This window comes from Micromonospora terminaliae (assembly GCF_009671205.1).
In the GTDB taxonomy this organism is placed as follows: Bacteria; Actinomycetota; Actinomycetes; order Mycobacteriales; family Micromonosporaceae; genus Micromonospora; species Micromonospora terminaliae.
The window spans coordinates 6,286,982-6,305,787 of sequence record NZ_CP045309.1; the positions used below are offsets into that span (position 1 = coordinate 6,286,982).

Genomic DNA, 18,806 nt, shown 5'->3' on the forward strand with positions numbered 1-18,806 from the left:
CGGGTTACGTAGGGGTAACGACCGTTCAACAGTCGTGCACGATTGTCGGCCGGTGGGTGGGCGCGGGCGTACGCTCCCGTCCGTAACGTGGGACGCCGGCGGCACACCGCAGGCCGGCGCAAGGGCTGCCACCGCGCACGACGCGGTGTGCAATGGGAAGGAGACGTCTTGCGCTCTGTGCGTGGGATGCGGATCGCCTCCGCCATCGTGGCGGGTGGCCTCGTGCTGGGCGCCGCCGCGTGTGGTGAGGCCCCCAAGGACGACAACAACGCCGGCGGCAACGGCGGCAAGAAGTTCAGCGCCTGCATGGTGACCGATGTCGGCGGCATCGATGACAAGTCCTTCAACACCTCGGCCTGGAAGGGCCTCCAGGAGGCGAAGAAGGAGAACGACAACATCGACATCAAGAACGTCCAGTCGAAGGCCGAGGCGGACTACGAGGTCAACCTGACCGGGTTCGTCAACCAGAAGTGCGACTTCATCCTGGCCGTCGGTGGCCTGATGTCGGACGCCACCAAGAAGATCGCCACCGCGAACCCGAACCAGCAGTTCGGCATCGTGGACGCGAACCCGGGCGTCGACAACATCTACCCGATGCAGTTCGACACCGCGCAGGCCGCCTTCCAGGCGGGTTACCTGGCCGCCGGGCTGAGCAAGTCCGGCAAGGTCGGCACCTACGGTGGTCTGCCGATCCCGCCGGTCACCATCTTCATGGACGGCTTCGCCGACGGCGTCGCGTACTACAACAAGGCCAAGAGCAAGAACGTCCAGGTCATCGGCTGGGACAAGGCCACCCAGAAGGGCTCCTTCACCAACGACTTCGTCAAGCAGGACGAGGGCAAGAAGGTCTCCGACGCGCTGGTCGCCCAGGGCGCGGACATCATCATGCCGGTCGCCGGTGGCGCGGGCCTCGGCACCACCGCCGCGGCGCAGGCCTCGAACGGCAAGTACTCGGTCGTGTGGGTGGACGTCGACGGCTGCGAGAGCACCCCGAACTGCCCGGCGCTGGTCACCACGGTCGTCAAGAACATCCCGGACGCCGTCAAGGACGCCGTGCTGAAGGCCGCCAACGGTGAGAAGCTCCAGGCCAAGCCGGGCTTCGTCGGCACCCTGGCCAACAACGGCGTCTCGATCGCCCCGTACCACGACTTCGACAGCAAGGTCCCGGCGGACCTGAAGGCCGAGGTCGACAAGATCAAGGCGGACATCGCCGCCGGCACCATCACGGTCACCTCGAAGGCCCAGCCGACCAAGTGACCGCTCCGCCGGCCGCCGCGGTGAGATCATCGGCAGCGGGGCCGGCGGGCACCAGGTTTGACGATCCGGCCGCCTCGTCGCACGTGGGGAAGACCTCGCGTGACGTCGGGGCGGCCGGTCACCTTGATCCCCCACTGACCCCCACCCGGCGCGGTGGCGGCGCGGCAGCCGCTACGCTGCACCATCGCTCGCACTCCAGGAGGTTGCGCTGAGACTCGAACTGCGCGGCATCACCAAGCGGTTCGGTGATCTGGTCGCCAACGACCACATCGACCTGACGGTGGAGCCTGGAGAGATCCACGCCCTGCTCGGCGAGAACGGCGCCGGCAAGTCGACCCTCATGAACGTGCTCTACGGGCTCTACCAGCCCGACGAGGGCGAGATCCTGGTCGACGGCAAGCCGCTGAAGCTGAAGGGTCCGTCGGACGCGATCGCCGCCGGGATCGGCATGGTGCACCAGCACTTCATGCTGGTGCCGGTCTTCACCGTGGCCGAGAACGTCATGCTCGGGGCGGAACAGACCAGAGGCGCCTTCACCGGCTTCCTCGACCGCCGGCGCGCCCGGCGCGAGGTCGCCGAGGTGTCCGAGCGGTACAACCTCCGGGTCGACCCGGACGCGGTGATCGAGGACCTGCCGGTCGGCATCCAGCAGCGGGTGGAGATCGTCAAGGCCCTCACCCGCGACGTCGACCTGCTCATCCTCGACGAGCCGACCGCCGTGCTGACCCCGCAGGAGACCGAGGAACTGCTCACGGTCATGCGGTCGCTCAAGGAGGCCGGCAAGTCGATCGTGTTCATCACCCACAAGCTGGGTGAGGTCAAGGCGATCGCCGACCGGATCACGGTGATCCGGCGCGGGAAGACGGTGGGCACCGCCGAGCCGAGCGCCAGCCGCGACGAGCTGGCCGCGCTCATGGTGGGCCGCAGCGTCCGGCTGACCGTGGACAAGAAGCCGGCCCAGCCGGGCAAGCCGATCCTCGAGGTCGCCGGCCTGGTCGTCGACGACGACCGGCAGGTACGCGCGGTCGACGGCGTCGACCTGACCGTGCGCGCCGGTGAGGTGCTCGGCATCGCCGGTGTGCAGGGCAACGGGCAGACCGAGCTGATCGAGGCGATCATGGGCCTGCGCCCGGTGCTCGCCGGCTCGATCACCCTGGACGGCGAGGCCGTGCACGGCTGGTCGACCAAGAAGGTCCTCCGCGCGGGCGTCGGGTACGTCCCGGAGGACCGCAGCGTCGACGGCCTGGTCAAGGAGTTCTCCGTCGCCGAGAACCTGGTGCTGGACATCTACGACCGGCCACCCTTCGGCAAGGGCCTCTCGCTCAAGCCGGACGCCATCGCGAAGTCGGCGAAGGAGCGGATCGAGCAGTTCGACGTCCGTACCTCCTCGGCCGACGCGGCGGTCGGCACCCTCTCCGGCGGCAACCAGCAGAAGGTGATCGTGGCGCGGGAGCTGTCCCGGCCGCTGAAGCTCTTCATCGCCGCCCAGCCCACCCGGGGCGTGGACGTCGGCTCGATCGAGTTCATCCACAGCCGGGTCATCCGCGAGCGGGACATCGGCACCGCCGTCATGGTGGTCTCCAGCGAGCTGGACGAGGTCATCGGCCTGGCCGACCGGGTCGCGGTCATGTACCGCGGCCGCATCATCGGCATCGTCGGCCCGGACACCCCGCGCGAGGAGATCGGCCTGCTGATGGCCGGCATCACGCCGGACACCGCCACCACGACCGCTGACGGCTCTGGCAACGAGGACGAGGCATGACCAACCCGAACCCGGTGTCGGGCTCCCCGGACAAGGAGCCGGCGACCGAGGCGCAGGAGGCGCGGAGCGAGGCCCGGGCGACATCGTCCGCGCCCGCCGGCGACACCGAGCGCGCGGTGCCCGCCACCGCGCCGAAGCAGACCGAGGAGCCCCGTCCCACGCTGGGCCAGCTCTTCCTGCACAACCTCTGGGCGGCCAACACGGTCACCGTGACCGTGCTCGCGGTGCTGCTCGCCATGCTGGTCGGCGCGGTGCTGATCATCGTCTCCGACCCGGAGGTGCTGGCCACCTACGGCTACATCACCGCCCGCCCGGCGGACGCGCTCAACAGCAGCTGGTCCGTGGTCAGCGAGGCGTACGCCAACCTGTTCAAGGGCGCGATCTTCGACCCGGACGCGGTCGGCTTCACCGCCGCGATGGGCCCGATCTCGGAGACGCTCACCTACACGGCGCCACTGGTCTTCACCGGCCTGGCGGTCGCGCTCGCCTTCCGCGGCGGCCTGTTCAACATCGGCGCCCAGGGCCAGGCCACCATCGGTGTCATCCTGTCCGCCGTGGCCGGCTTCGCGCTGCCGCTGCCGCCCGGGGTGCACCTGCTCGTCGCGCTGATCGCCGGCGCGCTCGGCGGCGCGCTCTGGGGCTTCATCCCGGGCATCCTCAAGGCGCGCACCGGCGCCCACGAGGTGATCAACACGATCATGCTCAACTACGTGGCGGTCTACTTCCTGTCCTGGATCATCATCCAGAGCGGGGTGCAGAACCCGAACCGGTCGGACGCGATCAGCAAGCCGGTCGAGTCCTCCGCCCAGCTGCCCCGGCTGCTCGGCGCCGACCTGCGGGTGCACGCCGGCATCCTGGTCGCGGTGCTGGCCACCTGGTTCATCGCCTGGCTGCTGAACCGCTCGACGCTCGGCTTCGAGCTGCGGGCGGTCGGCGAGAATCCCGACGCCGCCCGGACCGCCGGCATCAGCGTGACCAAGACGTACGTGCTGGTCATGGTGATCTCGGGTCTGCTGGCCGGCCTCGGCGGATCGAACATGGTGCTCGGCTCGACCGCGAACGCGCTGACCCCGCTGGTGATCGCGCAGATCGGCTTCGACGGCATCCTGGTCGCCCTGCTCGGCCGGGTGAAGCCGTGGGGCGTGCTGCTGGCCGCGCTGCTGTTCGGCGCGCTCCAGGCCGGCGGCAACCGGATGCAGTCCTACTCCGGTATCTCGCTGGAGCTGGTCACCGTGCTCCAGGCGCTCATCGTCATCTTCATCGCCGCGCCGGCCATGGTGAAGGCGATCTTCCAGCTCCGGGCGGCCCGCGCGGCCCGGCTCCAGACGAGCCTCGCGAAGGGCTGGTGAGCATGTCCACCACCGCTGTCCCCGAGGTCGCCGTGACCGCGGTCGACGAGGGCTTCTGGACGCGCGTCCGCAAGACCGGCGCCGTCCTGCTGGGCCTGGGCGTGCTCGCCACGGTGCTGTTCGGCGCGCTGGCCACCGGCCAGCAGGCCCGCTTCACGCTCAGCGAGACCGAGGGCGGCGCCGCCCTCGAGATCAACGGCACGGTCGGCGCCATCCTGTTCGGGATCATCGCCGCCGCGGCCGGTGCGGCCCTGCTCGCCGGGGTGCCGAAGCGCTGGTTCACGCTGGTGCTCGGCGTCGGGCTGGTCGCCTTCGTGCTCAGCTTCCTGTGCTGGCAGGTCTCCGCGGCCCCCGAGGGCCGCAACTTCATGCCGCTGGTCAACATCGTCCGGGGCACGTTCATCCTGGCCCTGCCGCTGATCTTCGGCGCGCTGGCCGGCGTGCTGTGCGAGCGCTCCGGCGTGGTGAACGTGGCCATCGAGGGTCAGCTGCTGATGGGCGCGTTCTCCGGGGCGCTGTTCGGCAGCATCTCCGGCAGCGTCTGGGTGGGCCTGGTCGCCGCCGCGATCGGCGGCGCGCTGATCTCGCTGCTGCTGGCCGTCTTCGCCATCCGCTACCTGGTCGACCAGGTCGTCATGGGCATCGTGCTCAACCTGCTGGCGGTCGGCGTGACCGGCTTCCTCTACGAGCGGCTCATGCAGACCGACGCGACGAAGTACAACAGCGCGCCGCGGTTCAGCAACTGGGAGATCCCGCTGCTCAAGGACATCCCGCTGATCGGCCCGGCGCTGTTCCGGGGCAACATCTTCCTCTACGTCGGCCTGCTGCTGGTGCTGGTCGTCCACATCGCGCTGTTCCGTACCCGGTGGGGCCTGCGGACCCGGTCGGTGGGCGAGCACCCGACGGCCGCCGACACGCTCGGCGTGAAGGTGCTGCGCCTGCGCTACCGCAACGTGATCATGGCCGGGCTGGTGGCCGGCGTGGGTGGCGCCTCGTACACCCTGGCGCTCTACTCGTTCACCAAGAACATGATCGGCGGTAAGGGCTTCATCGCCCTGGCCGCGCTGATCTTCGGCCGGTGGAGCCCGACCGGCGCGCTGCTCGCCGCGCTCTTCTTCGGGTTCGCCGACCAGCTCGCCACCTACCTGGGTGCGATCGGCAGCAGCATTCCGAGCCAGTTCCTGGCCATGCTGCCCTACCTGGCGACGATCCTGGCGGTGGCCGGGCTGGTCGGCAAGGTCCGGGCGCCGGCCGCCGACGGAAAGCCGTATATCAAGGGCTGACCGCCCGCGACGCAGCGTGCCCGGCGGGGAGACCCCGCCGGGCACCGTCGTCTCCGGCCGCCACCGCGACCGATCAGCGTGAATTGGGCAGAATGGGAGTCGTGATGGAGATCGACTGGGAGCGGCTGCGGGCCGCCGCCACCGAGGTCATGCGGCACGCGTACGTGCCCTACTCGAAGTTTCCCGTCGGGGCGGCCGCCCTGGTCGACGACGGCCGGGTGGTGGTCGGCTGCAACGTGGAGAACGCGGCGTACGGCGTGGTGCTCTGCGCCGAGTGCGGCGTGGTCTCCTCGCTGCACGCCACCGGCGGCGGCCGGATCGTGGCGCTGTCGTGCGTCGACGCCACCGGCGAGCCGCTGATGCCGTGCGGCCGGTGCCGGCAGCTGCTGTGGGAGAACGGCGGCCCGGAGTGCCTCATCGAGGCGAAGGGCGGCACGCTGCGGATGGCGGAGCTGCTGCCGCACGCCTTCGGCGTGGAGGACCTGGAGGCGGTGACCGGCGAGACGCCGGTGCCGGTGGTCCCGGAGCGGCTGGCCGCCTGGCGGGGGCGGGGCACGGTCTTCGTGCACCCGGACCTCTCCGCCGGGCAGCAGGTCTGGACGGCCTACTGGGAGCGGTCGGCCGGGGACAGCGAGGGCGCCGAGACCGGCGTGCTGGAGGAGGGCCCGACCTGGGACGACCCGGCGGAGGCGATCACCTGGGGACTGGCCCGGACACCGCGCGTCGTCGTGGTCGACGCGTCGGGCACCATCTTCTGGGCCGGCGAGGGCGAGCCGCCCCTGGAGATCCCGATCCGCTGGTCCGGCGCCTGAGTTCCGCGACGCCCGCGGTCCGGTTCCCCGAGAACGAGGAAAGATCATCTGATGAGTGCATTCACGGCGGTTGACGTCATCCGGGCCAAGCGGGACGGGGGCGTGCTGAGCGACGGCCAGATCGACTGGGTGGTCGACGCGTACACCAAGGGTCTGGTGGCCGACGAGCAGATGTCGGCGCTGGCCATGGCGATCCTGCTGCGCGGCATGACCGCGCCGGAGATCGCCCGGTGGACCGCCGCGATGATCGCCAGCGGCGAGCGGCTGGACCTGTCGCCGGTGGACCGGCCGACCGTGGACAAGCACTCCACCGGCGGCGTGGGCGACAAGATCACCCTGCCGCTGACCCCGCTGGTCGCGGCCTGCGGCGCGGCCGTGCCGCAGCTCAGCGGCCGGGGCCTCGGCCACACCGGCGGCACCCTGGACAAGCTGGAGTCGATCCCCGGCTGGCGGGCCGCGCTGAGCAACGACGAGTTCATCGCCCAGCTGCGCGATGTGGGCGCGGTGATCTGCGCGGCCGGCGAGGGGCTGGCCCCGGCCGACCGCAAGCTGTACGCCCTGCGCGACGTCACCGGCACCGTCGAGGCCATCCCGCTGATCGCCAGCTCGATCATGAGCAAGAAGATCGCCGAGGGGACCGGCGCCCTGGTGCTCGACGTGAAGGTCGGCTCCGGCGCCTTCATGAAGAACGCCGACGACGCCCGCGAGCTGGCCCGGACCATGGTGGAGCTGGGCGGGGCGCACGGGGTGCGCACGGTCGCCCTGCTCACCGACATGTCCACCCCGCTCGGGCTGGCCATCGGCAACGCGGTCGAGGTGACCGAGTCGGTCGAGGTGCTGGCGGGTGGCGGCCCGGCCGACGTGGTCGAGCTGACCCTGGCGCTGGCCCGGGAGATGCTGGCCGCGGCCGGCCTGCCCGACGCCGACCCCGAGGCGGCGCTGCGGGACGGGCGTGCCATGGACGCCTGGCGCGAGATGATCCGGGCCCAGGGCGGCGATCCGGACGCCCCGATGCCGGCGGCCCGCGAGGTCGAGGTGGTCACGGCGACCGAGGACGGCTACGTGGCCGGGATCGACGCGTACGCCATGGGCGTGGCCGCCTGGCGGCTCGGCGCCGGCCGGGCCCGCAAGGAGGACCCGGTCAGCATCCCGGCCGGTGTGGTGCTGCACAAGCGCCCCGGCGACCCGGTACGCACCGGCGAGCCCCTGTACGAGCTGCGCGCCGATCACGCGGAGCGGATCCCGGCCGCGCTGGCCGAGGCGGAGCGCGCGGTCCGGATCGCACCGGAGGCTCCCGCCGCGACCCCGCTGGTGATCGAGCGGATCGGCTGATCTTTTCCGGTCATGGTGCGTTGCCGACCGAGCCGCTATTCTCGCAGGCCAAGGGGGGACCGACCGGCGATGAGCCGTTGTGAGCAGACAGGGACCTGAGCCGTGCGCGTACCCGCCCCCGATCCCCGGGCCGTTCGTGAGGCGAGCCTCGACGAGCTGTCGCGGCTGGGCCTCCCGCTGCCGCCCCCGCAGTTTCCGCTGGTCTGGGAGCCGGGGGACGAGATCGAGCTGCGTTCGACCCCGGAGATCGAGGCCCGCATCGCGGTGCTGCACGTGATCCTGGCCCGCTGCTTCGGGATGCCCGCGCAGGCGGCCATGAGCTGGCTGCTGGAGTCGCACCTGGTCGAGATGGTGACCCCGCCGGAGTGGCAGTTCGTGATGGGCGGCAAGGGCGACCACCGGTCGTTCGTGCTGCACCACGACGCGCTGTTCTCCCTGGCCTGGGTGCTCGGGCTGGCCAAGGAGCTGGACCCGACGGTGCCGGTGGACGAGCGGCTCGTCGAGCGGATGCCGAACCTGGTGGCCGGGGAGACCTTCGGCCAGTGGCGGGCCCGGATCCTGGCCGCACCGCAGCACCCGGCCGACGCGGCCGCCCTGCTCGACCTGCACTACTGCCTGGACTGGGCGTACCTGGAGGTGGAGGAGGCCGGCCTGGCGCTGCCGGGGCTGGTGGACGCGAACGCCATCGGACAGCGCCGGTGGGCGCTGGAGTGGGCGGTGGTGCTGCGCGGGCCGTACCACGACGAGCCGCCGGGCTGGGAAGAGGTCGACCTGTCGACCTGAGTCAGCGCGGCCGGTGCACGGCGAGCCGGATGGCGAGCGTCACCGGCACGGGTTCGGGCAGCGCGGTGATCTGCTCGGCGAGCCGGGCCGGGTCGGCGTGCCAGGCGCTCGGGCCCATCCCGACCAGGGTGGCGACCTCGGTGCGGCCGAGCTCCAGCCGGGCCCGGTGCTCGGTGGCCGACTCCTCGGTGAAGTGCGCGCTCAGGCTGCCGGCGACCCGGTCGGCCTTCGCCGGGTCCACCCGGAGCAGGTCGAGCGCGTCGACCAGCTCGGCGAGGTGGTCCGCCGCCGGGGTGACCACCAGCAGCGCGCCCGCCGGGTCGAGCACCCGGTGGAACTCGGCGCCGTTGCGCGGCGCGAAGACGTTCAGCAGGACGGTGGCGGAGCGGTCGGCCAGGGGCAGCCGCTGCCAGGTGTCGGCCAGCGCCGCGGCCGCGCGGGGATGGCTCCGGGCCGCCCGGCGCAGTGCCGGCTTCGCGACGTCGAGGGCCAGGCCGACCGCGTCCGGCAGCGCCGCCAGCACCGCCGCGAGGTACCAGCCGGTCCCGGCCCCGGCATCCAAAACCAGGGGGTACGGGCCGGCGTCGCCCGGCGGCACGTCGGCGGGGACGAAGCGGGCCGGCGGCCCGACGGCGCGTACCCGATCGGCCACCCGGACCGCGGCGGCGGCCAGGGCGGCGGCGATCGGCGCATAGTGGCCGGCGGCCAGGAAGTCGGCGCGGGCCGCGACCATCTCGGCGCTGTCCCCGGTGTGCGGGGCGCGGCCGGCGAGCAGGTTGACGTACCCCTGCCGGGCGACGTCGAAGCTGTGCCGGCGCGGGCAGCGCAGCGCCCGGGCGGTGCCGGCGGTGGCCTCGGCCAGCGGCTCGCCGCAGACCGGGCAGCGCAGCCGGGCCAGGATGCGGGCGTCCACGCTCAGACCGCCCGGCCCGCGCGGCCGGACAGGCGGTCGACCACCCGCTGGGTCAGGGCACCCAGCGCGTCGATCTCCTCCGGGGTCAGCAGGTCGATGAGGTGCCGACGGACCGCGGCGACGTGGCCCGGGGCGGCGCCCTCGATGGCGGCCCGGCCGGCCGGGGTCAGCACCACGATGGAGCCGCGGCCGTCCGAGGGGTGCTCCTCCCGGCTGACCAGGCCGCGTTGCTGCATCCGGGCCAGGTGGTGGGACAGGCGGCTGCGGGACCAGAGCATCCGGTCGGCCAGCTCGCTGAGCCGCAGCCGCTGGTCGGGTGTCTCGGACAGGTCGGAGAGGACGTCGTAGTCCGGCTCGGAGAGGCCGGCGTCCTGCATCAGCTCCCGGGCCAGCTCCAGGTCGAGCAGGCGGCGCATGCGGCGGTAGCCGCGCCAGGCCCGGTTCTCCCGCTCGTCCAGCCAGCGTGGTGCGTCCATGTGTCGAGCCTAACGGACTTGTTGACATGTCACCAACCCCGGCCTATGGTCGATGACATGTCAACCACATTGCCGACGCGGCTGGTACGGCTCCTCGCTGGCCTGGCCCTCTTCGGCGCCAGCGTCGCCCTGATGGTCCGTGCGGATCTCGGCCTGTCCTCCTGGGACGTGCTGCACCAGGGCCTCGCCGCCCGGACCGGTCTGCCACTCGGGTGGGTCGTCAACGGCGTGGCGCTGCTGGTCCTGCTGCTCTGGTTCCCGCTGCGCCAGCGTCCGGGCGTGGGCACGGTGGCCAACGTCGCGCTGGTCGGCCTGGCGCTCGATGCGGTGCTGGCGGTGCTGCCGCCGCTCTCCGCGCTTCCCGCCCGGATCGGCCTGCTGCTCCTCGGCGTGCTGCTCAACGGGGTGGCCACCGGCCTCTACCTCGGCGCCCGCCTCGGGCCCGGGCCCCGGGACGGCCTGATGACCGGCCTCGCCGCGCGCGGCCTGCCCGTCGGGCGCGTCCGCACGGGGATCGAGCTGGCGGTGCTCGCCGTCGGCTGGCTGCTCGGCGGCACGGTCGGTCCCGGCACCCTGCTCTACGCGCTGGCCATCGGGCCGCTCGCCCAGTTCCTCATCCCCCGACTCGCCGTACCGGCCCCCGGCCGGCCCGCCCCGACAGGAGTGACCCCGCCATGCCCCGCCTGAACGTAATCGTCGCCAGCACCCGACCCGGCCGGGTGGGCCGGCGCATCGGCGACTGGTTCGCCGCGGCGGCCGTCCGCCACGGCGCCTTCGACGAGGTGCGCCTCGTCGACCTCGCCGAGGTCGGCCTGCCGTTCCACGACGAGCCGCACCACCCCGCCGAGGGGGTCTACCTGCACGAGCACACCCGGTCCTGGAGCGCGACCACCGCCGCCGCGGACGCCTTCGTCCTGGTCATGCCGGAGTACAACTACGGCTTCAGCGCGCCGCTGAAGAACGCGATCGACTACCTCTACCACGAGTGGCAGCACAAGCCGGTGGGCTTCGTCAGCTACGGCATGACGTCCGGCGGCCTGCGGGCGGTTCAGATGATCAAGCAGGTGGTGACCACGTTGAACATGGTGCCGGTCAACGAGGCGGTGACGATCTTCCTGCGGCAGGCGCTGGACGACGCCGGCGAGCTGCGCCCCGATCCCGGGCGCGAGGAGGCGGCGGACCTGGTGCTCGACCGGCTCGCCCGGCTGGCCGTGGCGCTGGCCCCGCTGCGGGCGGTGGCGGCGTGACCGCCCGGCTCTGGGAGCTGTTCGGCGAGCGCGGGCGTGGGGTGCTGGTCACGCTGCGCCGCGACGGCCGGCCGCAGCTCTCCAACCTCGACTACCTGGCCGAGCCGGGGCTGATCCGCTGTTCCACCACGGGCGACCGGGCCAAGGTCCGCAATTTGCGCCGCGACCCGCGCGCCAGCTTCCACGTCACCACGCCCGACGGCGGGGCGTACGCGGTGGCCGAGGGGCGGGCGACGCTCACCCCGCCCGCCGCGGCGGCCGACGACGCCACGGTCGACGAACTGGTCGAGGTCTACCGGCGGATCCGCGGCGAGCACCCGGACTGGGCGGACTACCGGGCGGCCATGGTGGCCGACGGCCGGCTGGTGCTCCGCATCACGGTCGAGCGGGTGTACGGCTGGCGGCCGTGACCCGGCCCGGTCCGGTGCCGCGTTCCGGGGGCCGGTGACTAGGGTCGGTGCATGGCAATCTCGTACGAGGACATCGTCAAGGTCCCGAAGGCACTGCTGCACGACCACCTCGACGGCGGTCTGCGGCCCGCGACGATCGTCGAGCTGGCCGCCGATGCCGGCCACGAGCTGCCCACCACCGACCCGGAGGCGCTCGGCCGCTGGTTCGCCGAGGCGGCGAACTCCGGTTCGCTGGAGCGCTACCTGGAGACCTTCGCGCACACCGTGGCCGTCATGCAGACCGCGCCCGCGCTGCGCCGGGTGGCCCGCGAGTGCGCGCTCGACCTGGCCGCCGACGGGGTGGTCTACGCCGAGGTCCGGTTCGCCCCCGAGCAGCACCTGGAGCAGAACCTGACCCTGGACGAGGTGGTCGACGCGGTGGTCACCGGCTTCCGGGAGGGCAGCGCCCTGGCCGCCGAGGCGGGCACCCCCATCCGGGTTGGCACGCTGCTCACCGCCATGCGGCACGCGGCCCGCTCCCAGGAGATCGCCGAACTGGCCGTGCGGCACCGGGACACCGGGGTGGTCGGTTTCGACATCGCCGGCGCCGAGGCCGGTTTCCCGCCCACGCGGCACCTGGACGCCTTCGAGTACCTCCAGCGGGAGAACTTCCACTTCACCATCCACGCCGGTGAGGCGTTCGGGTTGCCGTCGATCTGGCAGGCGATCCAGTGGTGCGGCGCGGACCGGCTCGGGCACGGCGTCCGGATCGTCGACGACATCACGCCCGGTAACCCGCCGGTGCTGGGCCGGCTGGCCGCGTACGTCCGGGACAAGCGCATCCCGCTGGAGCTGTGCCCGTCGTCCAACGTGCAGACCGGTGCGGCCGCGTCGATCGCCGACCACCCGATCGGGCTGCTGCGGGACCTGCGCTTCCGGGTGACCGTCAACACCGACAACCGGCTGATGAGCGGCACCTCCATGTCCCGCGAGATGGCCCTGCTGGTGGACGCCTTCGGCTACGGCTGGAAGGAACTCCAGTGGTTCACCATCAACGCGATGAAGAGCGCCTTCATCCCGTTCGACGAGCGGCTGAAGATCATCGACGAAGTGATCAAGCCGGCGTACGCCAAGCTGATCGGCTGATCACGGCTGATCACGGCTGGCGCGGGTGGCCGGCGAGCAGGGCGGCCACCCGGCGCAGCACCTGACCGGCCCGGGCCGCCTCGGCGCCCAGCCCGGTCTGCCGGCGCAGCACCGCCGGCTCCGCCCGCAGCAGCGCGACCCCGCGCCGGACCAGTACCCGGGGCGCCTTGCGCTGTTCGGCGAGGTCGCGGGCCAGCCGGCGGACGAAGGTCGCGCCGCGGGGGCGGCGCAGCGCGTACGCCCCGGCGAGCAGCCCCCGGCGCCGGCACTCCGCGACGATCTCGGCGGCGAAGATCCCTTCGGCGACGAAAAGTGGCGATCCGTCGACGTCGAATGGCCGGGTGGCCACCCGGCGGTCTGCGCCGATCGCATAAACCGGCACTTCGGCCTTGCCGTGTCGGGCCAGTCGGGCGATGGTTTCCACCGCTGTGTCCGCGTCCCAGGACAGCGGGGACTCCCAGTCCACCTCTCCGTTCCGGCGCGGCAACGTAGGGTCATCGCCGTCCTTGTAGAAGTCGTCGAGGCAGAGGACAGGAAGTCCGGTTCGATGGGCTATATACGACTTTCCGGAGCCGGAGGGCCCGGCGAGCAGGACGACGCGGTGCGGGTGTTCCATTACCTTGAGTGACTCCGGCCAGACGGATTGCTATCAAATTGCATCAACATCTCATCACACCTCCGGCGAGGGACAACCTGGGCTTTCTCTTTGCGGGACGGCGTGATGGAATCTCGGAGGTCCGACCCGCCGGGTCGGTCGCTCGGCGTTGCCCACAGGCGACGCCGGACGCGGTAATGCGAGGGCGGTGACGTGAGCAAACGGCCAACGACGGCGGGCTCCTTCCTGTCGCGTCTGAGCCGGCCGGCCAGCCGGCTCCGCGACATGCCGATCTGGTCCAAGCTCGGCCTGATCATGATCGTGCCGACCATCGCGACAGTCGTGGTCGGCACCAGCGGTCTGGTCGACCACCTGGAGACGCTCAACAATGCCAACCGGGCCGGTGACCTGTCGAACCTGATCTCCTACTCGGGAGACCTGGCCGACAAGCTCCAGGACGAGCGGGTCAACTCGGTGCTCTTCCTCGGTGCGAAGGAAGTGCAGACGCGGGCGCAGTACCAGGAGGCCTACAACCGGGCCAACCAGCGGGTCGACCAGGCGAAGGCGCCGTACTCCCGGCAGCGCCTGGAGATCGAGGACCTGCCGCGCACGTTCGAGACCCGGCTGAAGGACGTCGACCAGGGGCTGGCCGACCTCCCGGGCACCCGCAGCCAGGTCTTCAACGGCAAGCTGACCAGTGCCGACGCCCAGCGGTCGTACGAGGCGCTGATCAGCGACCTCCTGGACATCCGGGACTCGGCCATCCAGCTCGCCGGCGACAACGACCTGAGCGACCGGATGCGCGCCGCTGCCGCCGTCGCCCGGCAGAAGGAATTCCTGGCCCAGCGCCGGGTCATCGTCCACGAGGCGCTGAACGGGGGGCAGCTCACCCCGAACCTGCGTGAGCAGTTCATCGCCAGCCGCACCGGCCAGACGCAGGCGTTCCAGAACTTCAAGGCGATCGCCAACCAGGCCGACTCCGAGTTCTTCGACCAGACCGTCAGCGGCTCCGACCTGCGCAAGGCCGAGCGCTACACCACCACCATCCAGGCGAACACCTCCGGCGACCTGTCGAAACCGCCGTTCACGACGGACGACTGGGACGCCACCATGGTGAACAACGCCAAGCTGGTCCGGACGGTCGAGCAGCGGCTGGACGCCAACGTGGTGCGTCAGGCCGACGAACTGCGGTCGGACACCCAGCGCCAGGTGTTCCTGGAGACCGGCCTGCTGCTGAGCATGCTGCTGCTGGCCATCCTCTTCGCCTACCTGGTCGCCCGCTCCATGGCCCGCTCGCTGCGCGACCTGCGCCAGGGCGCCCTCTCGGTGGCCCAGTACGGCCTGCCCCAGGCGGTGGCCCGGCTGCGTGACCCGCAGGTCACCGGCCAGCTCTCCCCGGTGCAGCTGGCCAACCAGATCGCCGAGCCGCTGCCGGTCCGCAGCAAGGACGAGTTCGGCCAGGTGACCGAGGCGTTCAACGCCGTCCACCTGGAGGCGGTCCGGACCGCGGCCGAGCAGGCCGCCCTGCGGGCCTCCGTCGCGACCATGTTCGTCAACCTGGCCCGCCGGTCGCAGATCCTGGTCGACCGGCTGATCGGCCACCTCGACCGGCTGGAGCGCGGCGAGGAGGACCCGGACCGGCTGGCCGAGCTGTTCCAGCTCGACCACCTGGCCACCCGGATGCGCCGCAACGACGAGAACCTCCTGGTCCTCGCCGGTGCGGACTCCACCCGCGTGCAGCGCGAGCCGGCCGCCCTGATCGACGTGCTCCGCGCCGCCCAGTCCGAGGTCGAGCACTACACGCGGATCGAGTTCGGCGTGATCGACCGGGACATCGAGGTCGCCGCGCACGCGGTCAACGACCTGGTGCACCTGGTCGCCGAGCTGTTCGACAACGCCACCGCCTTCTCCCCGCCGGACTCGCACGTCATGGTGGAGGCCCGGCGGGTGGGCGACCGCGCCTCGCTCTACGTCGAGGACCGCGGCATCGGCATCAGCCACGAGCAGCTCCGCGAGCTGAACGAGCGGCTGGCCACGCCGCCGCAGGTGGACGTGGCGGTCTCCCGGATGATGGGTCTGGTCGTGGTCGCCCGGCTGGCCTCCCGGCACGGCGTCAAGGTCGAACTGCGGCCCGGCGCCGATCGGGGCACGGTCGCGGACGTCACGCTGCCCACCTCGGTCCTGGTGCCGCGCGCCCTCGCCGGCCGCGGCCAGCCCGCGGCGGCCCTCCCGGCCGCCGGCCCGCAGCAGGGCGGTCCGGCCCCGGCCTTCGGCGGCCCGCAGGGCGGTCCGGCCCCGGCCTTCGGTGCCCTGGCCGCCCTCGGCAACGGCCCGCACACCCCGCCGGCCCCGCACCCCGGTGCCTCCGGCAACCAGGTGACCCTGGGCGGTCGGCCGTTCGACCCGGCGTCGCGCAACGGCTCCGGCACCCCGGCCAACGCCGGCGGGGGCCGCTCGATGCCGGCCTGGTCCGACCTGACCGGCGCCGGCGCCCTGGCCGGTGGTGACGGTTTCACCCCGCGCAGCTCGAACGGCCAGCCGATCGACCCGCTGCCCCAGCGGCGCAACCCGGCCGAGGCCGACCCGGCCTCCACCGGCCAGCAGGCGGCCATCCCGCGGCAGCTGCCGAGCAGCCCGGAGGTCCGGCCGTACAACCCGCCGCCGGTCTCCGCTCCGCCGGTCCCGCCGGTCTCCGGTGTCCCGTTCTCCGGTCACCCGGTGTCCGGCTCGCCGGCCCAGGGCTACCCCGTGTCGGGCTCGCCGGCCCAGGGCTACCCCGTGTCGGGCTCGCCGGCCCAGGGCTACCCGGTTTCCGGCGCGCCGGCCTCCGGTTACCCCGTGTCGGGGGCGCCGGCCACCGGTTACCCGGTCTCCGGCGCGCCGGCCTCGGGTTACCCCGTCTCGGGAGCGCCGGCCACCGGTTACCCCGTCTCGGGGGCGCCCGCCTCCGGCCAGCCCGTGTCGGCCGCGCCGGCCGCGGGTCACCCGGTCTCGGTGCCGCCGGTGACCCCGGTGCCGCCGCGTCCCGCCCCGCCGGCCCCCGCGCCGCAGGTCGGTGCCCCGCCGGCCTGGCCGCCGGTGGCCACGCCCGATCAGGCCGCGACCCCGGCGGTGCCCGAGCGGCTCGCCGCCGGCCTGGACATGACCACCGAGCTGCCCCGGGTCACCCGCCCGGAGACGCCGGCGGCCAACCCGCCCGCCCCGGCGCCGGCCCCCGCGCCACGGGCGGCCACCCCGCAGCAGCCCGGCAACCGCCAGCGGTACGCGGACGAGACGATGGAGCTGCCGATCTTCCGGGAGCTCGAGTCGGCCTGGTTCCGCACCAGCCGGCCGGCGCCCAAGGAGGAGGCGACCGCGGCGGAGTCCGCGGCGACCAACGGCGCCGCGACCCAGCAGTTCGCCAGGGTCGACACCGCCGGTCGGGCCGTCCAGCAGACACCACCCGGGACGACAGGTAACACGCCGATGGCACACACTCCGACGGCCGGCGGAGCGCCGCGGGACAACGGCTCGGTGAACGGGGGTGCCCGTCCCGGTTACGCCGGCGGTGCGCTGCCGACCCGGCAGCCGGCCGCCCCGCCGCAGCCCGGTTGGCAGACCGCGGCCGACGACGGTTGGCGGGCCGCCTCGGCGGCCACCGAGGTCCCGGTCGAGGAGACCACCCAGAAGGGCCTGCCGAAGCGGACGCCGATGGCACAGCTTGTGCCCGGTGGCATCGAGAAGCCGTCCACGTCGGTGCAGCGCCGCACGCCCGAGGGCGTACGGGGTCTGCTCTCGGCCTACCATCGGGGCGTGCAGCGGGGGCGCAACAACCCGACCGACAGCAACTCCACCGGCCCGGAGGGGACTCCGGGCGGGCAGCAGTCCTCGCAGTCTGGCTCAGGCCCAGCGGCCGGGAGCGGGCAGAAGGAGCAACAAGGATGACAACTACGCAGGATCTCGGATGGCTGCTGGCCAACTTCGCCGACCGGGTGCCCGGTGTGGCGCACGCGGTCGCCGTCTCCGCCGACGGCCTGCTCCTCGCTTCGTCCCGTGATCTCCCGCGGGACCGCGCGGACCAGTTGGCGGCGATCTCCTCCGGTCTGGTCAGCCTGACCCAGGGCGCGGCCCGCTGCTTCGAGGGCGGGGCGGTGCTGCAGACCGTCGTCGAGATGGACAACGGCTTCCTGTTCCTGATGTCCATCTCGGACGGCTCGTCCTTCGCCGTGCTCGCTGCGCGCAGCTGCGACGTCGGGCAGGTCGGTTACGAGATGGCCCTGCTCGTCGACCGGGTGGGCGATGCTCTGACCCCGCAGCCGCGCACGGCTGTCGGGATGATGGGCTGAACGACGCGCTGACCGGTGGGTCAGGAGCGGCAACAACTACGACAGGGACGAGTGCCACCGGGGCGAGCCGGTGCCGGGTACGAAGGAGGTGAGCGGCGACATGGTTGATCGTGACGAACCGACCGGAGCGTTGGTCCGTCCGTACGCCGTGACCCGCGGTCGTACCCGCCCCCGGCTCGAGATCGCCCTGGAGGCGCTCGTCGAGACGACGGTGCGCGGCCGGTCGGTTGCCACTGGCAACGGTGGCCAGGGCCGTGAGCACCAGTACATCGCCGCGCTGTGTGACGGACGCGTGCAGTCACTCGCCGAGATCGCGGCGCGGATGCAGCTTCCGCTCGGCGTGGCCCGGGTGCTCATCGCCGACATGGCGACGGACGGCCTGGTCGCGGTCCACGAGCCGACCATTTTGGACGACTCTGACGACGCGGTGGGCACTGAACTGCTGGAGAGGGTGCTGAGTGGACTTCGCAGGCTCTGACATGTCGCACCGGCCGCCGGCCCCGAGCGGGCGCGTGACGTCGGCGAAGATCGTTATTGCCGGTGGATTCGGCGTCGGCAAGACGACGCTGGTCGGGTCGGTCTCGGAGATCACGCCGCTGACCACCGAGGCGATCATGACCTCCGCCGGCGTGGGCGTCGACGACACCCGGCAGGTGCCGGGCAAGACGACGACCACGGTGGCCATGGACTTCGGTCGTATCTCGATCGATCGCGATCTGATCCTGTACCTGTTCGGTACGCCGGGTCAGACCCGGTTCTGGTTCATGTGGGACGAACTGGTCCGGGGCGCGATCGGCGCCGTCGTGCTGGTCGACACTCGTCGACTGGCCGACTGCTTCGCGGCCATCGACTTCTTCGAGCACCGGCGGCTGCCGTACCTGGTGGCCATCAACTGCTTCGACGGGATGCAGTACCACGACCCGCAGGACGTCCGGGACGCGCTCGCGATCTCCTCGGACGTGCCGGTGGTGGCCTGCGACGCCCGTAACCGGGAGTCGACGAAGCACGTGCTGATCTCGCTGGTCGAGTACGTGCTCACCATGCGGCGCTCGCGGGCCGTCGCCCCCGCCTGATCCGGTGACGAAGCGCCCGGCGGCCACCGGCCACCGGGCGCTTCTCGCTGTCTGCCAATCGGTA

General features: G+C 72.3%; 18 protein-coding genes. 15 read left to right on the top strand and 3 right to left on the bottom strand.

Annotated features, from left to right (window positions below; translation table 11 throughout):
• The first annotated feature begins 186 nt into the window (after window positions 1–186).
• The 7 genes from GCE86_RS29310 (at window position 187) to GCE86_RS29340 (ending at window position 8,578) form a co-directional block, all read left to right on the top strand.
• Window positions 187–1,257 carry a BMP family lipoprotein gene (locus GCE86_RS29310; RefSeq protein ID WP_154230721.1) on the top strand — a complete coding sequence of 357 codons (1,071 nt, stop codon included), beginning with the start codon at window positions 187–189 and terminating at the stop codon, window positions 1,255–1,257.
• A gap of 280 nt (window positions 1,258–1,537) precedes the next feature.
• Entirely contained in the window at window positions 1,538–3,019 is a 1,482-nt protein-coding gene (locus GCE86_RS29315; RefSeq protein WP_280116431.1) for an ABC transporter ATP-binding protein, read from the top strand.
• A complete protein-coding gene (locus tag GCE86_RS29320; protein ID WP_154229900.1) occupies window positions 3,016–4,368 on the top strand; it encodes an ABC transporter permease in 1,353 nt (450 codons plus the stop codon). Before GCE86_RS29315 ends, GCE86_RS29320 begins: the two co-directional genes overlap by 4 nt.
• Before the next feature lie 2 nt (window positions 4,369–4,370).
• Window positions 4,371–5,651 (top strand): ABC transporter permease, encoded by a 1,281-nt coding sequence (locus tag GCE86_RS29325; RefSeq protein ID WP_154229901.1) that lies wholly within the window; start codon window positions 4,371–4,373, stop codon window positions 5,649–5,651.
• A gap of 92 nt (window positions 5,652–5,743) precedes the next feature.
• Entirely contained in the window at window positions 5,744–6,463 is a 720-nt protein-coding gene (locus GCE86_RS29330; RefSeq protein WP_204341686.1) for a cytidine deaminase, read from the top strand.
• A 51-nt stretch (window positions 6,464–6,514) separates the two neighbouring features.
• Window positions 6,515–7,795, top strand: coding sequence for a thymidine phosphorylase (locus GCE86_RS29335; RefSeq protein ID WP_154229902.1), 1,281 nt, complete (start codon window positions 6,515–6,517; stop codon window positions 7,793–7,795).
• Between the two features lie 102 nt (window positions 7,796–7,897).
• Window positions 7,898–8,578 carry a DUF4272 domain-containing protein gene (locus GCE86_RS29340; RefSeq protein ID WP_154229903.1) on the top strand — a complete coding sequence of 227 codons (681 nt, stop codon included), beginning with the start codon at window positions 7,898–7,900 and terminating at the stop codon, window positions 8,576–8,578.
• 1 nt (window position 8,579) lies between these two features.
• On the opposite strand, the gene GCE86_RS29345 is transcribed toward GCE86_RS29340, so the two are convergent.
• Both GCE86_RS29345 and GCE86_RS29350 read right to left on the bottom strand, forming a co-directional pair.
• On the bottom strand, window positions 8,580–9,491 hold the full coding sequence (locus GCE86_RS29345) for a putative RNA methyltransferase (protein ID WP_154229904.1): 912 nt from the start codon (window positions 9,489–9,491) through the stop codon (window positions 8,580–8,582).
• A gap of 2 nt (window positions 9,492–9,493) precedes the next feature.
• Window positions 9,494–9,967: a MarR family winged helix-turn-helix transcriptional regulator gene (locus GCE86_RS29350; protein WP_154229905.1), complete on the bottom strand. Its 474-nt coding sequence runs from the start codon at window positions 9,965–9,967 to the stop codon at window positions 9,494–9,496.
• Window positions 9,968–10,024: 57 nt separating this feature from the next.
• On the opposite strand from GCE86_RS29350, the gene yczE reads away from it, so the two are divergent.
• Genes yczE through GCE86_RS29370 form a run of 4 tightly spaced genes read left to right on the top strand, consistent with a single transcriptional unit; the run spans window position 10,025 to window position 12,749 of the window.
• Window positions 10,025–10,654, top strand: a complete 630-nt coding sequence (gene yczE / locus GCE86_RS29355) for a membrane protein YczE (protein WP_154229906.1) — start codon at window positions 10,025–10,027, stop codon at window positions 10,652–10,654.
• Window positions 10,642–11,214 carry an NADPH-dependent FMN reductase gene (locus tag GCE86_RS29360; RefSeq protein WP_154229907.1) on the top strand — a complete coding sequence of 191 codons (573 nt, stop codon included), beginning with the start codon at window positions 10,642–10,644 and terminating at the stop codon, window positions 11,212–11,214. Before yczE ends, GCE86_RS29360 begins: the two co-directional genes overlap by 13 nt.
• Window positions 11,211–11,624: a PPOX class F420-dependent oxidoreductase gene (locus tag GCE86_RS29365; protein WP_154229908.1), complete on the top strand. Its 414-nt coding sequence runs from the start codon at window positions 11,211–11,213 to the stop codon at window positions 11,622–11,624. The genes GCE86_RS29360 and GCE86_RS29365 overlap by 4 nt, the downstream gene beginning before the upstream one ends.
• A gap of 51 nt (window positions 11,625–11,675) precedes the next feature.
• The gene (locus GCE86_RS29370) at window positions 11,676–12,749 is read left to right on the top strand and encodes an adenosine deaminase (protein WP_154229909.1); all 1,074 of its coding nucleotides are present in this window, start codon (window positions 11,676–11,678) and stop codon (window positions 12,747–12,749) included.
• A 10-nt stretch (window positions 12,750–12,759) separates the two neighbouring features.
• Here the strand turns inward: GCE86_RS29370 and GCE86_RS29375 are convergent, their stop codons facing one another.
• Complete coding sequence (locus GCE86_RS29375; RefSeq protein ID WP_239542193.1) at window positions 12,760–13,173, bottom strand: hypothetical protein; 414 nt, start codon at window positions 13,171–13,173, stop codon at window positions 12,760–12,762.
• Window positions 13,174–13,557: 384 nt separating this feature from the next.
• Here GCE86_RS29375 and GCE86_RS29380 point away from each other — a divergent pair, with 384 nt between their 5' ends.
• From GCE86_RS29380 to GCE86_RS29395, 4 genes are all read left to right on the top strand, one after another.
• A complete protein-coding gene (locus tag GCE86_RS29380) occupies window positions 13,558–17,268 on the top strand; it encodes a sensor histidine kinase (RefSeq protein WP_154229911.1) in 3,711 nt (1,236 codons plus the stop codon).
• The gene (locus tag GCE86_RS29385) at window positions 17,265–17,669 is read left to right on the top strand and encodes a roadblock/LC7 domain-containing protein (RefSeq protein WP_089011242.1); all 405 of its coding nucleotides are present in this window, start codon (window positions 17,265–17,267) and stop codon (window positions 17,667–17,669) included. The genes GCE86_RS29380 and GCE86_RS29385 overlap by 4 nt, the downstream gene beginning before the upstream one ends.
• Before the next feature lie 100 nt (window positions 17,670–17,769).
• Complete coding sequence (locus GCE86_RS29390) at window positions 17,770–18,147, top strand: DUF742 domain-containing protein (RefSeq protein ID WP_091261430.1); 378 nt, start codon at window positions 17,770–17,772, stop codon at window positions 18,145–18,147.
• 1 nt (window position 18,148) lies between these two features.
• On the top strand, window positions 18,149–18,742 hold the full coding sequence (locus tag GCE86_RS29395; RefSeq protein ID WP_091260490.1) for a GTP-binding protein: 594 nt from the start codon (window positions 18,149–18,151) through the stop codon (window positions 18,740–18,742).
• Window positions 18,743–18,806 lie beyond the last annotated feature (64 nt).

What these genes read in the sequence shown, in the direction of transcription:
- GCE86_RS29310 (WP_154230721.1), top strand. Translation starts at nt 187, where the DNA reads ATGCGGATCGCCTCCGCCATCGTGGCGGGTGGCCTCGTGCTGGGCGCC.
- GCE86_RS29320 (WP_154229900.1), top strand. Translation starts at nt 3,016, where the DNA reads ATGACCAACCCGAACCCGGTGTCGGGCTCCCCGGACAAGGAGCCGGCG.
- GCE86_RS29325 (WP_154229901.1), top strand. Translation starts at nt 4,371, where the DNA reads ATGTCCACCACCGCTGTCCCCGAGGTCGCCGTGACCGCGGTCGACGAG.
- GCE86_RS29330 (WP_204341686.1), top strand. Translation starts at nt 5,744, where the DNA reads ATGGGAGTCGTGATGGAGATCGACTGGGAGCGGCTGCGGGCCGCCGCC.
- GCE86_RS29335 (WP_154229902.1), top strand. Translation starts at nt 6,515, where the DNA reads ATGAGTGCATTCACGGCGGTTGACGTCATCCGGGCCAAGCGGGACGGG.
- GCE86_RS29350 (WP_154229905.1), bottom strand. Translation starts at nt 9,967, where the DNA reads ATGGACGCACCACGCTGGCTGGACGAGCGGGAGAACCGGGCCTGGCGC.
- yczE (WP_154229906.1), top strand. Translation starts at nt 10,025, where the DNA reads ATGTCAACCACATTGCCGACGCGGCTGGTACGGCTCCTCGCTGGCCTG.
- GCE86_RS29360 (WP_154229907.1), top strand. Translation starts at nt 10,642, where the DNA reads ATGCCCCGCCTGAACGTAATCGTCGCCAGCACCCGACCCGGCCGGGTG.
- GCE86_RS29370 (WP_154229909.1), top strand. Translation starts at nt 11,676, where the DNA reads ATGGCAATCTCGTACGAGGACATCGTCAAGGTCCCGAAGGCACTGCTG.
- GCE86_RS29385 (WP_089011242.1), top strand. Translation starts at nt 17,265, where the DNA reads ATGACAACTACGCAGGATCTCGGATGGCTGCTGGCCAACTTCGCCGAC.
- GCE86_RS29390 (WP_091261430.1), top strand. Translation starts at nt 17,770, where the DNA reads ATGGTTGATCGTGACGAACCGACCGGAGCGTTGGTCCGTCCGTACGCC.
- GCE86_RS29395 (WP_091260490.1), top strand. Translation starts at nt 18,149, where the DNA reads ATGTCGCACCGGCCGCCGGCCCCGAGCGGGCGCGTGACGTCGGCGAAG.